Annotated in this window: 14 protein-coding genes; 3 read left to right on the top strand and 11 right to left on the bottom strand. The window is 44.6% G+C overall.

Annotated elements, in window-relative coordinates:
• Positions 1–24: 24 nt before the first annotated feature.
• From PBAL39_RS05040 to PBAL39_RS05020, 5 genes are all read right to left on the bottom strand, one after another.
• Complete coding sequence (locus PBAL39_RS05040) at positions 25–510, bottom strand: hypothetical protein (RefSeq protein ID WP_157273905.1); 486 nt, start codon at positions 508–510, stop codon at positions 25–27.
• 10 nt (positions 511–520) lie between these two features.
• Complete coding sequence (locus tag PBAL39_RS05035) at positions 521–1,921, bottom strand: RagB/SusD family nutrient uptake outer membrane protein (RefSeq protein ID WP_083801699.1); 1,401 nt, start codon at positions 1,919–1,921, stop codon at positions 521–523.
• A gap of 11 nt (positions 1,922–1,932) precedes the next feature.
• On the bottom strand, positions 1,933–5,250 hold the full coding sequence (locus PBAL39_RS05030; protein ID WP_008238983.1) for a TonB-dependent receptor: 3,318 nt from the start codon (positions 5,248–5,250) through the stop codon (positions 1,933–1,935).
• A 205-nt stretch (positions 5,251–5,455) separates the two neighbouring features.
• On the bottom strand, positions 5,456–6,637 hold the full coding sequence (locus tag PBAL39_RS05025; protein WP_008238982.1) for a FecR family protein: 1,182 nt from the start codon (positions 6,635–6,637) through the stop codon (positions 5,456–5,458).
• A gap of 67 nt (positions 6,638–6,704) precedes the next feature.
• Entirely contained in the window at positions 6,705–7,286 is a 582-nt protein-coding gene (locus PBAL39_RS05020) for an RNA polymerase sigma-70 factor (protein ID WP_008238981.1), read from the bottom strand.
• A 333-nt stretch (positions 7,287–7,619) separates the two neighbouring features.
• On the opposite strand from PBAL39_RS05020, the gene PBAL39_RS24520 reads away from it, so the two are divergent.
• Positions 7,620–8,723, top strand: coding sequence for an ATP-binding protein (locus tag PBAL39_RS24520; protein WP_198139770.1), 1,104 nt, complete (start codon positions 7,620–7,622; stop codon positions 8,721–8,723).
• Positions 8,724–8,950: 227 nt separating this feature from the next.
• Positions 8,951–9,262, top strand: a complete 312-nt coding sequence (locus tag PBAL39_RS05010) for a LytTR family transcriptional regulator DNA-binding domain-containing protein (RefSeq protein ID WP_198139769.1) — start codon at positions 8,951–8,953, stop codon at positions 9,260–9,262.
• A 1-nt stretch (position 9,263) separates the two neighbouring features.
• On the opposite strand, the gene PBAL39_RS05005 is transcribed toward PBAL39_RS05010, so the two are convergent.
• From PBAL39_RS05005 to PBAL39_RS04985, 5 genes are all read right to left on the bottom strand, one after another.
• Positions 9,264–9,482, bottom strand: coding sequence for a hypothetical protein (locus PBAL39_RS05005; protein WP_157273904.1), 219 nt, complete (start codon positions 9,480–9,482; stop codon positions 9,264–9,266).
• 64 nt (positions 9,483–9,546) lie between these two features.
• Positions 9,547–9,840 carry a hypothetical protein gene (locus PBAL39_RS05000; RefSeq protein ID WP_008238969.1) on the bottom strand — a complete coding sequence of 98 codons (294 nt, stop codon included), beginning with the start codon at positions 9,838–9,840 and terminating at the stop codon, positions 9,547–9,549.
• A gap of 268 nt (positions 9,841–10,108) precedes the next feature.
• Entirely contained in the window at positions 10,109–11,083 is a 975-nt protein-coding gene (locus PBAL39_RS04995) for a zinc-binding alcohol dehydrogenase family protein (protein WP_008238968.1), read from the bottom strand.
• A gap of 65 nt (positions 11,084–11,148) precedes the next feature.
• Entirely contained in the window at positions 11,149–11,592 is a 444-nt protein-coding gene (locus PBAL39_RS04990; RefSeq protein WP_232282896.1) for a Crp/Fnr family transcriptional regulator, read from the bottom strand.
• A gap of 160 nt (positions 11,593–11,752) precedes the next feature.
• The gene (locus PBAL39_RS04985) at positions 11,753–12,058 is read right to left on the bottom strand and encodes a helix-turn-helix domain-containing protein (protein WP_008238965.1); all 306 of its coding nucleotides are present in this window, start codon (positions 12,056–12,058) and stop codon (positions 11,753–11,755) included.
• 143 nt (positions 12,059–12,201) lie between these two features.
• Between PBAL39_RS04985 and PBAL39_RS04980 the strand changes: the two genes are divergently transcribed.
• On the top strand, positions 12,202–12,801 hold the full coding sequence (locus tag PBAL39_RS04980; protein WP_008238963.1) for a nitroreductase family protein: 600 nt from the start codon (positions 12,202–12,204) through the stop codon (positions 12,799–12,801).
• A gap of 113 nt (positions 12,802–12,914) precedes the next feature.
• On the opposite strand, the gene PBAL39_RS04975 is transcribed toward PBAL39_RS04980, so the two are convergent.
• A complete protein-coding gene (locus PBAL39_RS04975) occupies positions 12,915–13,715 on the bottom strand; it encodes a hypothetical protein (protein WP_008238961.1) in 801 nt (266 codons plus the stop codon).
• Positions 13,716–13,721 lie beyond the last annotated feature (6 nt).

Below are 13,721 nucleotides of genomic sequence, written 5' to 3'. Positions count from 1 at the left end.
TCATTTGTTTAGGTCAGCGATCTGTTAGTTGGTCAGCGTGTAGGTAAATATCTTATAATTGCGGTCGGTGCCCAGGCCGATCTGCGTATCGTTGCTGGCAGTGACGAGCGCAATGACGATCGTTTTGTTTCCTGTCAGCGGCGCATTGATCACCGGTATTTGAATATCAGCATACCACTTTCCTGCGGGGATAACAACACTTAGCGGACTTGGTCGGGTATAGTTTGTTCCCGCTACTGCAGTACCGGCTAACGTATAGGTAACCGTTACATCGTTATCTTTTAAGGTATTCACGTACACCCGGGCAGTCGCCGGACTTACAGAAACCTTGCCTGACACTGAGGACGGCAAGGTGGTGGCTGCAGCAGTGCCTGTTCCGGTAACCGCGGTAGAAGTGACGTAAACAATATCAGGTATTGGCTGATAATCCTCGTCCTCTTTACAGCCAGCAATCAGCAGAAAGGCCATAATTGCGATGAAAAGTGATTGTATATTTTTTAATGAGCTCATGATTGTGATGTTAATAGCCTTCGTTTTGAACTAAGTTTCTGTTTCTGGTAATTTCTCCCGCCGGCAGCGGCCATCTGAGCCAGTTGGCATCAGTATTTCCGGTTACAGCGGCATACCTGCCGGTGCGTACCAGGTCATAATACCTTTTGCCTTCATAAGCCAGCTCTCTGAACCTTTCAGTTTCAATTTCCAGACGGAGTTCTGCCTGAGTAGTCGCTGTAGTATTGCCAATGCCTGCCCTTGTTCTGATTTGATTCAACAGTTTTTTTGCATCATCGAACTGCCCAAGTTCGTTTAAGGCTTCAGCTCTGAATAAAATGATTTCTGCAAGTCGGTAGATGATGAAGTTGGCGTCCATGTACAGGACATTACCGACGGTTGTTCCGGGATATTTTGCAATATAGGTAATATTAGGATCACGGAAAGGCGCAGGTGTGGTGCCCGTATTTTTATAGGTTGCCGATGCCCTGTTGTCGTTTGCAGGCAAAGCAGCCAAAAGCGCCGCAGAAGGCTGGTAACGCAAGTTACCGGCGGTAATTGTTCCGCCGAGCGGCAGAAATAAATCGGTCAGGCCATTGTTGTTGCCCTCCTGGTAGGAATAGTTGAATTGCAGTTCCAGGATGGATTCCGTCGCATTTTTGGCGGTAAACACACTGCCAAAACTTGCACCCGCAACAAGGGAATATCTTGCCGGACTGTTGATCACCAGTTCCGCAGCATCAGCAGCTTCCCTGTACTTCTTTTGCCATAGATAAAGATCAGCCATGAGGCTACGGATCGCAGCTTTTGTGGTCTTCCCTTTATTTTCCAGTGTATTGCCAAATGGAAGGTCCGGAACCAGCGGCTCCGCTGTTTTGAGGTCGGACTCAATCTGGGCAAATATCGCGGCGCGGTTACTTGTCGCGGGATAAAAGTCTGCAGACAGGTTTTCATAAGGTGCGAGTATCAGCGGCGCATTTTCAAAAGTCCGCGCCAGGTAAAAGTAAAATAAGGCACGTAAGAAGTAAGCTTCGCCCATAATCCGGTCCCTGCGACCATCAAGTGCCGCATCATTGATGCCAGGGACATTTTTGATGACGCTGTTACAGCGGTTGATACCACCATAGAGCGCACTCCAACTCGCATATCCGCTATTAGAGGAAACGTTGCCGCTGGCAACCTGCAGGTCTGTAGAGCCAGAGCGGTCCGTCGCAGCCAGCAGGTCGGCCCTACCGTCGCCCCATAACTCCATGTTAGTCGGACTGCTTTGCAGGGCATCGTAACAGCCATTGATGGCATTGTCGGCATCAGATGCCGTTTTGTAGAAATTCTGGGGAGTGATAATGCTGCCCGGTATCTGCTCAGTCACCTTTTTACAGGAGATGGACGCCATACAAAAAACGAGGAGCAAAAGTATATTGTTAATTTTCATTTCATTTGAGTTTAGAATCCAACACTTGCGCCGAAGGTCACTGCCCGATATTGCGGATAAGTGCCCTGATCGATACCAATTTGAGTAACCTGGGAGTTAAAAGAACTGGCCTCAGGGTCATAACCGGTGTAATTGGTTATGGTAAATAAGTTTTGTGCGCTGACATATACCCTGCAGGTTTTCATGCTCGCTTTTGCGATCAGTGATTTCGGCAACTGATAGCCAAGGGTGACCGTTTTTGCGCGAAGGTAAGACCCGTCTTCGAGCCACCTGTTAGAAAACCTCCGGTTGCCCGCAGGATCGGCGTAATTTACTTTAGGAATATCGGTCACATCCCCTTCATTCCTCCACCTGTTGAGCAATGATTTGGCGCCCACAAATCCTGTAGCCGATTCCGCGGCATAACGTGTTCCGTTCAGGATGTCATTACCGTAGCTGAAGGTCATGAGGATATTCAGATCAAAACTTTTGTATTTCAGGTTATTGGTAAACCCTCCGGTAAACTTAGGCTGTGCGTTCCCGATGATGGAGCGGTCTTCATTGTCGATCACGCCATTGTTATTGAGGTCTTGAAAGATGAGGTCGCCACCTTTGAAAAGGTAGTTGTTGGTGCCTACGCTGGCATTCCTGATCTGAGCGGTATTGTCGGTAGAATTACTGTACACACCTGAATGCCTCCATCCGAAGAAACTGCCAATCGGCTGTCCTACCTCAAGAATACTATAAGATACCAGCGAGCCCGACAAGCCCTGACCTGAGCCGTTGATGATGTTACCATCATCGCCGTACAGCTTTGTCACCTTATTTCTATTAAAGGAAATGTTAAAATTACTGCTCCAGCTTAGGGCATCAGTTTCGATGTTAATGGTATTTAGGCCGAACTCCAGGCCCTTATTTTGTGTAGAACCGATGTTGCGCAATACTGAGCCAAAACCGGAACTATTTGGCAGCGGCACATTCAGCAATAAATTCGATGTGTTTTTAACGTAAGCATCCACATTCAGTGTCACCCTGGAGTTCCATAGTGAAAGATCGAGACCAGCATTGTACTGTAGTGTAGTTTCCCAGGTAAGGTCCGGGTTTGGCAGAATGTTTAAGTAAATACCGCTTTGGCCCAGGTATCCCGCACCTGTGGTATACTGTCCTTGTGCAGTATAATCACCAATCGTCTGGTTGCCGGTTTTACCCAGACTTCCCCTGATTTTAAAATCGTTGACGATACCGGTTTTATCCCAGAACTCCTCATTTGAGATTCTCCAGGCAGCAGAAAGTGCCGGAAACACGGCATACTTCTGGTTTTCGCCAAATCGTGAGGACCCATCGCGCCTTGCGGTAGCCTCCAGCAGATATTTATCAGCATAAGCGTAACCAATCCTGGCAAATGCTGATGAAAGCCCATACGATGAGTTGCTGGAAGAGGCGGTTGTGGGAAGCCCCGCCGCATTGAGTGTAGAAATGTTATTGGAAGCAAATTGTGTTCCCGCAGCATTAATGGCAAAAGAACTACGCTGCTGCTGACTGTAACCCAATACCCCGGAAAGGTTGTGCTTTCCGAGCTGTTTGCTGTAGTTGAGTGTGTTCTCGTTGATCCATCCATCTACACGGGAAGAAAAAGCCTGTCCGCTGGCCACCCCATTCCTCATGGCGTCAGAAGGCTGAAAATACTGATCCACCACAGAAGCATAGTTTAAACCTACTGTAGACCTGATGTTTAATCCCGAAAGGATATCATACTGGCCGTAAAGGTTGCCAATTAGCGAAGAAACTTCATTTTGATACTTGATCTTGCTGGCAAAAGCCACCGGATTGATAAAACCGGAGACGTCATTATTGAAGTAGGACCCATCAGCATTATAAATCGGCATGGAGGGAGACTTCTTCAACGCTACCTGTAGCACTGAAAGCGCGCCGTCTTCTGTTGGAACACGGTTATTGGTATATCTGGAAAGAGAGAAGTTTGTACCAAACTTCAGTTTTTCTGTGGCATCATAATCAAGATTGATCCTTCCTGTACCTCTTTTATAACCTGAGGCGATGATGATGCCATCCTGATCGAGGTAACTTCCACTTAGTGCAAAGCGAAGTTTGTTCTCCCCTCCTCTTACTGAAAACTCGTAGTTGGAGATCGGTGCCGTACGGAACAATGCGTCCTGCCAGTTGGTATTGTAGGTGGTGCCATCCGGTGCAGGAAGTAAAAACCCATATACAGACGTCACTCCATCGGCGAGCGCATTTGCCCGGCCCTCCTGGATCAGGTCGATGGACTGCTGGTTGTCCATCAGTTTAATTCTTGAACCTTTATTGTCTTTTTGGAAACCGGTGTAATAGTTGAAGTTATAAGACGTTATTCCCTTTTTACCATGTTTCGTGGTGATGAGCACCACCCCATTTGCTGCACGGGAACCATAAATTGCCAGCGCACCGGCATCTTTAAGGATCTCCATAGATTCAATGTCATCAGAACTGATTGCAGAAAGCGCTGAAGTCTGACTGCCTGAGAGGGAGATGCTGTTCAGTGATCCGGACTCTACTGGTATTCCATCCACAATATATAAGGGGTCATTCCCGGCATTTATTGAAGTGGTACCACGGATCCTTACAGTGACTGCACTTCCAGGAGCTCCGGAGTTCTGCACCACCTGCACGCCTGAGGCACGTCCCTGGATCAGCGACTGTGGCGTGGCGACAGGGAGATTTTCGAGGTCTTTCCCTTTAATGGAGGAAACCGCCGATATCAGGTCTTTTCGTTTTTGTGTTCCATACCCTACCACTACCACCTCGGTCAGGTCTTCCTGTTTTTCAATCATCTGGACGTTGACCACCTGTTTGCCGGCAACAAGTATTTCCTGACTCGCAAAGCCGATATAAGAAAAAATCAGGGAACCGCGGTTGGGTACTTTGATGGTGTATTGTCCCTCCCCGTTCGTTGTGGTAGCGATGTTACCTTCTTTATATTTGATACCGATTCCCGGTAGCGCAGCCCCCTTGATATCTGTAACTTTCCCTGTGATGACCTTCAGGGTATCTGCGGACTGTACCTGGCTTGTACTTTCCGGTTTGGCAGCAAAAATCACGATGGTCTGCGCCTTAATGTCATAACTCAGTGCCCTGTCGCGCAGCAAATACCGGAGTACATCATCCAGTGAAGACTGACTAAAGGATACCGACACTTTCCGTTCAGCATCGAATTTTTCGGAAGGCCAGAAGACGTTGTAACCAGTTTGTTTTTTGATTTCCTTAAATACCTGACTGACAGTTGTACCATTTCTGATATAAGTGATCTTCTGCGCTTTCACAAAGGCGCTGGCGTTCAGAAAGAAAACTGTCATTAAGATTGTGGTTAACTTCATAACACGAATTAATTGACCCGGCACGACGGCGAAACACCGGTGCCTGATAAGCTCATAAAAAGTCATATATTTGGTTTGTTTTAATTGATAAAAATTGTTCACGCAGTAATTATGAGATTGAAACAGATCCAGGAGTGTTAGCGCACTTCTGGATAATTTTTCATCATCATATGATTTGTAGAGACTATTTCATGACGATGATCCTCCTTCCTTCAATTTTAAAATGTACCAACCGGGTTAATTCCAGGACACCAAGCACTTCAGAAGCATCCTTGAAACGGGAGACCGTCCCGCTAAATAAATGATGTTTAACCTCCTCATCTCTGTATACCACTTCGATGTCGTACCACCTGGACAACTGTTTCATGATGTCTTCAAGTTTACTTTTGTTATAGGTAAAACTGCCATTTTTCCAGGCTACCACCTCTTCGACATCAACAGCATTGACCTTCAATTGGTCAGCATGCAGCTGGGATTGCTGCCCGGGTTTAAGTAAGGCAGTGTTTCCGTTGGTTGTGGACGACACCTTAACCAGCCCTTCCAGCAGGGTAGTCTGTATAGCTTCCTGATCGGTATAGGAATTGATATTAAAATGCGTTCCCAGTACCTGAACTTCCTGACTGCCTGATGTTACGATAAACGGCAGGTGTTTATCTTTTGCCACCTCAAAATAGGCTTCACCTTTAAGAGTAACCTTTCGCACACTACCCTTAAAGGAAACAGGATAAGTAAATGACGACATGGCGTTTAGCCATACCTTGGTTCCGTCGGGCATGTTTAACTGAAACTGACCACCCCGTGGCGTTTCAATAGTATTGAATGCCAGTTTTTGATTTGCGGGTTGTTCTTTAATCTTATAGATGAGCTGCCCGTCGGCAGCCTTGATGACCTGCACACCGCCCTGACTCGCAATTACACCCTCTGCACTGCCATCAAGTGAAACTTTGGTACCATTTGAAAGGGTTAGTATTGCTTTATTTCCTCCGGGAGCAATTTTATTGATAGCCAGGGAATTGGGTTTTATAGAGTTATCGTTTGTTGCTGATTTACGCGTATAAAAGAATAAACCAGCAGAGACGCAAATAAAAATAACCGCTGCCGCAGCGATTCTTTGCCAGTAATGGCCTGACTTTTTCTGCTCCTTGCCGGACAATTCCAGAATTGTGCTGTACATGGAATTCCATTCTTCCTCAGAATGAGACTGCTCTGAGCCTGTTGCGATCCAGATTTCCTTCAGTTCACGATGGACGTCTGCGTCATCAGGCCGGTCGTTAATGAGCTGAAAAAGTTCTCTCAGCTCCTCTTTTGAACATTTATTTTCAGCATAAAGATTCAATAACAAAGACGTTCTGTTCTGGATGTCCATAAGTTTAGTTGATACCTGGTTATTGTAAAGACGGAATAAAATAGAGATAGGCCTAATGCAAATGAAATTATTCTTTCATGAACAGGAATAGGAGAATGACGAGCTCCATGCTGGATTTCATATGCTCGCGCACAAAACGCAGTGCATCGATCATATGGTTTTTCACGGTGCTTTTCGACAGGCTCAAATGAGTTGCAATCTGGTCGTGGGTCAAATGCTGCTCCCTGCTCATCCTGAATACCACCTGCCGCTGTGGCGACAACTTACTGATGGCATGGTCAAGATGCTGCTGTAGTTCTTCAAAAAGAATTTTCCCATCCGTACGGCTATCACTCTCTGCATTGATTTCATTCCAGATTAACTCCTCCAACACCCTGTCTTTAGCGGCCATCCGCAGAAAATCGTAAGCCTTATTGCGGGCGACCTGAAAGATGAAAGAAGGAAAGTTATTGATTTCGTTTAGGATTTCACGACTTTGCCATAACTTGACAAAAACATCAGTTACCATTTCCTCAGATGATTCCCTTGATTTGGAAATTTTAAAAAGATAGTTAAAAATCTGGCTTCTATACCTCCTGAAAAGACGCTCAAAGGCCTCGTCCTCTCCCAGACTAATACGAAGCAGCAAATCTTTATCAGTTTCTTCCATTTCTATATTTGGTTAGCTGGGTGCTTTCACTAAGCATGAAAGTACGAAGCTATCAAAACTAATAATTCCTGTTTATTCTGCAAGCGTACCGGAAACAATAAAAGAACATCATTTTTTTAAATGGTGTAATAAACAGCACTAAAATATAGCGTTCATTAATTGTTACGGACGACCATTACTCGTGTTCATAACTAAATATCGATACAGCCCGCGATGGAAAAAAACGAATAAAATGCGTGATAGCCGTATCCTGCCCATCAAAATTTATAAAGTGTTCCAAATACAGTTTTGTTAAATGTTTTAGTTGTAAATTTGAACAAAAAAACAACATCATTGGAAAAGGAATCGTATCAGGAACTTGAGCAACGGATTGCGGCATATGAAATCCGTGTGAAAGATCTGGAAGTTGTTAATGAGGAGTTGTCTGACTTTATTGAAAACGCTGCGCTTCCGCTACATTGGGTAAATGGAGAGGGCATCATTACCTGGGCGAACCAGGCTGAGCTCAGTGCCCTGGGTTACCTGAAAGAAGAATATATTGGGCAGCCTATCAGTAAATTTCATGCTGATCAGGACATCATAGCCGATATCCTGAGTAGACTTACGAAGTATGAGACCCTTCACAACTACCGCGCACGGTTGGTATGTAAAGACGGTACCATAAAACACGTACTCATTAGTTCCAACGTACTCGAGAAAGAAGGAAAATTCATTCATACCCGCTGTTTCACGAGGGATATTACGCCGCTGGTACTGGAAGAACAACGCAAAAATGATTTCGTTTCTATGGTGAGCCATGAGCTTAAAACACCATTGACGTCTATATTATCCTATGTGCAGGTCATGTTATCCCGGACCAGCAAAACCAGCGATGCCTTCATCTCCCAAGCACTGAGCAGAACAGAAAAACAGGCCAAGAGCATGACCAGAATGATCAACGACTTCCTTAACATGTCCAGACTTGAGCAAGCGAAAGTGCAGCTCGACATAGCTCCCTTTGACCTGAATGAGTTGCTGCACGAAGTAGCGGAGGAAATAGAGCTCACCAATCATACACACCATATTCAATATGCACATGCTGGTGAAATCTCTATCTCAGCGGACCGGGCGAAATTGAGTCAGGTGCTGGATAACCTCATCAATAACGCCATCAAATATTCACCGGAGCACAGCACCATCACCGTAGGATTTGAGCAAGTCGGCACCGACGTGAAGATTTATGTTCGGGACCAGGGAATTGGCATCAGCGAAGCTGACCAGAAACGACTTTTCGAAAGGTTCTACCGGGTGGAAAGTAAGGCCACCAAACACGCTACCGGTTTTGGCATCGGGCTTTATCTGGTGGCTGAAATTCTGCGCTATCACCATTCAAAAATAGAAGTCGTAAGTAGCCCTGGCGAAGGCTCTACCTTTTTCTTCCTGATGCCAATTGAGTAGCAACTACTCTTCTTATGACTTAAATGATGCCATATCAATCACAAATCGCGACCTGATCAAGAGAGAGGCCGGCAAATCCACGCAGGAATACATCCAGTCTAAAATCATGGATACAGGAATATGAATTCACATTGACGGGCTCCGTCCTCACAGTCCCATAAGCGCTGACTACGAACCTTCTCTACTTTTGATTGGTAATTAAAAACACCTATCAAATGTATTGTCTTATGAAGTTTATTTGTTACGCACTTGTCGCCGCTTGCTGGTCTACTCCAGCAGCTTTCTCCCAAACTCCAAATCCCTTACCTGCAAGGATAAAGGCCATGGTAGAAGAAAAAGACCCCACCAGGAATGTGGCCGCCATGCAGGACGCCATCCACGAGTTAAAACGTTGTCACCAATCTCATTTGGTAACTAAGGCACACATCATCAGCATCCTTAACGAAGACTCTTGCTACCTGATGATGCAGCATTCAGATAAAAAAGTCCCTATATCGAAACAAAAGAAAGGACTTATCAAATCTTTACTTAGTATTTGATTTAAGCTGAAAACAGTGTTTGCTTGACCTTGTATAATAGAAAGCCTGCAATCGCACCAATACCCGCATAAAACAAAAGCTTGGTCGGACTGACATTTCCGACCAGCTCATGTACGGTCGGATTGACCGATGAGACCTCCGCATTGCCAACTGCTGTATCAAAAAGCGCGAATAAGAGTCCAGCTAGGGCACCGATGATGATAAAGTACATGCTTCTCATGACTCAAAGATAAGTGAATCGTGGCAGTCCAGTTTACATCAATCTCATTAAAAAGGTGTTGAAGTTAACCTGCTTTAAGTGTCAAAAATTCAATCAGGTGTTGCTCGAGAAGTTCAGTGTTGTAAGTTCCTTCAGTGGTATGGTCAGTGATGTCAAGGCTATCCTCTCCTACCGTGATGGTATACGCGTTTCCCTCAATAACTTCAGGAAAACTGATGTTCACAATATCTGAGACATGCGCAAACTCGACGGCCAGGTTACTTCCCAGCTGTTCGTTAATATAAGCGGGGAAGTCGGTTTTTAGAAGATCAAATAAACTATCGGGACTTAACGGTTGTACATTGTTGATGGCTATCATATGTTTTCCTATAGGCTTTCAATAATGGTGCCCCGAATCTCAAATCATCCAGCAGCGACCGCAAACAGATCATCTTCAGCTTTTAGGCAAATAGTGTACGATTTAAACGAATTATACAAAGGAACAGGTCAAACGTTATCAATATCTTTAAGTGGTGTATGGCTTGCACCTGGTGTCTCTTTGATCACCGTCAGTTCACCATAATTGGCGGCAATCCTTCCGGTAAAACAAATGGCGGGGATGAAATTAAGCAGGTTGTAACTATTGATCAGATTAAAATCACCAGACGTTTGCCGCCATCAATATCCTGCTGCCATACATTTTCAATATCCTTTAGGGGAACGTTTACGGTGGCTAATTTCAGCTTACCTTCGGCTGCCAGCTGGAACATCTGAGGAAGGATCTCTGTAATTAACAACTTCAGTTCTACGCGACTCCAGCTGCCCATACCGGACCCTGAAATCTGGATGTCTGTACCACGCAAAATTGAAGAGGACAAGGTGATCGTGTCGCCAGTCATCCCACCAACGGAAACATAACGCGTACGTTTAGAAAACCCACCATTTCCTTTCAAGGCAGTTAAGATCAGTTCCGCACTGCGTCCCCATAGGTAATCAATAACCACATCAATTGGATTTTGATGGTGTATGCGCCTAATCTCATCCATAAATACATCTTCATCCTGATTGAGGAATAAGATTTCGTCGGCACCAAGCGATAAGAGCTCGGCTAATGCCTGCTGGTTTCTGCCTGTTGCGATTACTTTTTTCGCCCCGTAATGTTTGGCAATCTGGATGGCTATTTTTCCGGTTACACCTGTGGCACCATTTATCAAAACCGTTTCGCCTTTTTGCAAATTTGCCCTGAAACGCAATGCCAGCGCCGAGCCCATGACGGCATTTGGTAGTGCTGCCGCGATAGCATCATCAATACCCTCCGGCAAATTTACCATCTGGTCTTTCCTGACAATGGCTTTCTCGGCAATCATACCACTGACACCAATAGCGTATACCCTGGTACCATCGGCCAATAGACCTACACCATCACCTCCCACCACTTTGGGCTTCCATTCTTCATTTTGCGTGGAATAGTGTTTTCCAACGGCCCGCATTTTATCGAGATTTTTGACAGCTGATGCGCTTACTGCAATCAACACCTCATCTTCGTGATGTAATTCCGGCACTGCAAAATCCACTACATATCTTGGCATTTCGCCTTTTTCAAATACTACTGCTGCTTTCATGTTTTTAATTTTTTAACAAAGCTACAGCTGGAGGTATTTGGGTGACGATAACATTTGTTATCAAATTATCGCTTTGACAATTTGCTTTTTATACGGCTCAGATGAACACTGGATATTCCCATGTAAGATGCGATATAGTGTTGAGGCACCCGCCTGATCACTTCCGGTCTTTCAGCCAGTAATCTGAGGTAGCGTTCCTGCGGGCTGTCCTTGATCGCAGAGAAAAAGTATTTCATATAATCGAAGGTACGTTCGAAGATCTTATCAATAAACAGGTCTCTCAGGCGGGGTATGTCCTTGATTTCCTCTATGACCCTGAGTGCGTCCTCCTGATGTATCCACCACAATACACTGGGCTCAATGGTCTCAATGGTAGTCAGGCCTGGAATGTTCTTTTTGAAACTTTCAATGGAACCCACCGCCTCCTGTTCGAAGAAAAACTGACAAGTAACATCTTTTCCGTCGTTGTTAAACCACTCCCGAATACAACCCTTTTCTATAAAGAACATTCTTTTTGAGATTTCACCTTCATTTAGGAGCGTAGTTTTAGCTGGAACTTCAATTCGGTTGAAACATTTAGCATATGCGTCAAACTTCGACGCCTCTAGCTGAAACCTATTTCTGAATTGTTCGATCATTGATTTTATGTCTTATAAAAAATCGAAAAGCCTATTGCCCGACTGCAACACTAATCCTGTCCTGTTTCTCAGCAGTCTCTTTGCCCCACTGTGCAATGTTCATTAGTAAAGGAATCAGCGTTTTACCAAAATCAGTGAGTTCGTATTCTACTTTTAATGGCGGCTTGTCGGTATGCACAGTTCGAATAATCAAACCATCCTCTTCCAGTTCTTTCAATTGCAGGCTGATGGTTCGCTCTGTGACCATCGGCAACTCCTTGCGCAATTCATTATATCGTTTTTTTTCAATCAGGTGAATGAGGATTACCGCTTTCCATTTACCACCTATATATCTCATTGTCAGACTAGTGCTGCATGGATATTCTTTATCGTCTATACAATACATCTGTTACTATCATTATTGACCGTTATTGCAAAGCTACTTCACTATAATTAGTTTTGCAACTATAAAAAATATAGTACACTAAAATTAGCAATAACATGAACTTTTCAACCCTGGCAGCGAGCCGTTATACCACAAAGAGCTACGACTCCGATAAAAAGATTCCAATGGAGACCATTCTTCAACTAAAGGAGATTTTGAGACTTAGCCCATCATCCATCAACAGTCAACCCTGGCAGTTTACCTTTGTTTCTAATGAAACTTTAAAAGGTAAACTGGCGGGTGTCTCCTATTTTAACGAACAGAAAATTACCGAGGCCAGTCATCTTGTGGTATTCAGTGCGATAGATAACATTCCATTATTTGAAAGAAGGATTCAGGAAACGCTACCAGAGGGTTCTGTGGGATATTACAACCAATTTGTTAAACCAGGTTCGGCGTCAGAGATCAAATCCTGGTTACAGCATCAGGTCTACCTTTCCCTAGGGTTCTTCCTCGCAGCATGCGCGAGTCTGGAGATCGACAGTACACCTATGGAAGGTATTCAAAATGAAAAATATAAGGAAATATTGAACCTCGAGCATTACCAGCCTTTGTTCGCTGTGGCTATAGGTTATAGAAATCCGGAAGATAACAATCAGCCCTCCATCAAAGCGAAGTCGCGGTTATCTTACGAACAGACCTTTGAGATCATTTAACCTGAATTCCGCAATGCATTTCAGGTGTATTGGAGATTAAAACCTTCCCGGCAATGGCTTTTAGTTATTGCCGGGAAGGTCGTGTTAGCTATAGAATCGACAGTGTGTTCAGTTTACCATTGCCTGTCGGGGTAGAAGAATAAACGGGAACGATTCAGAAGCCCTTGCTGATGAGCAAAAAAGAAAGGCAGTACCAGCCCGGTCTCTCCGCTGAGTGGAAAGCTCATACTCGATGCCGAAATTTTACTCATGGCCTCATTATCCTGAAACGCCCATTGATCTACGGTGCCGGTTTTTGTAAAAAAGATGCTGGAGATACCCAGCGAACTTTTGTCGCCAAAATCTGCAGGAGCGATATAATCGATGTAAATCCATCCTTTAGCTTTAACATTTTTGGCCAGGTAATAACGGTATTCTTGTCCGGTGACATTGTTCATTCTGTATAGAAATATGTCAAACGGCATATCGCTATCTGCATACTGTACATAAAAGCCAAGTTTATTCGTACTGGCGTCTGCGGTTGGAGGGTTAATTTCCAGTTCCTTCCCATCCACGTAAATAAAATTAAAAAATGCTTTAGTACCAGTATTTGGAATTGGCTTGCTGAAAACGACCTTTTTACTTTCCACCTCGCTGAGCGTCAGCATCCGTTGCTTTTCTCCGAAAAAAGAATAAGCGATACTGGTGCCGATAATCGATGATGGGTTCAAAAGGTATTTACCATTCGAAATACCAGCACCGAACCCTGTCGTATCTATGGTCATCTCTAGGGTATTTACCCCTCCATTGTAGCCATTGACTACCACCTGAAGGGCCCTTTCGGAATCCAGTTTTTCCTTATTACAGCTCGTCAACATCAGGATGACCAGCATGAATAGGGCTGGTAGCTTCGCATAACTGTTTATTGTTTTCATTATCCT

It is taken from the genome of Pedobacter sp. BAL39, assembly GCF_000170795.1.
In the GTDB taxonomy this organism is placed as follows: domain Bacteria; phylum Bacteroidota; class Bacteroidia; order Sphingobacteriales; family Sphingobacteriaceae; genus Pedobacter.
This window is presented reverse-complemented; position numbering and strand designations above follow the sequence as displayed.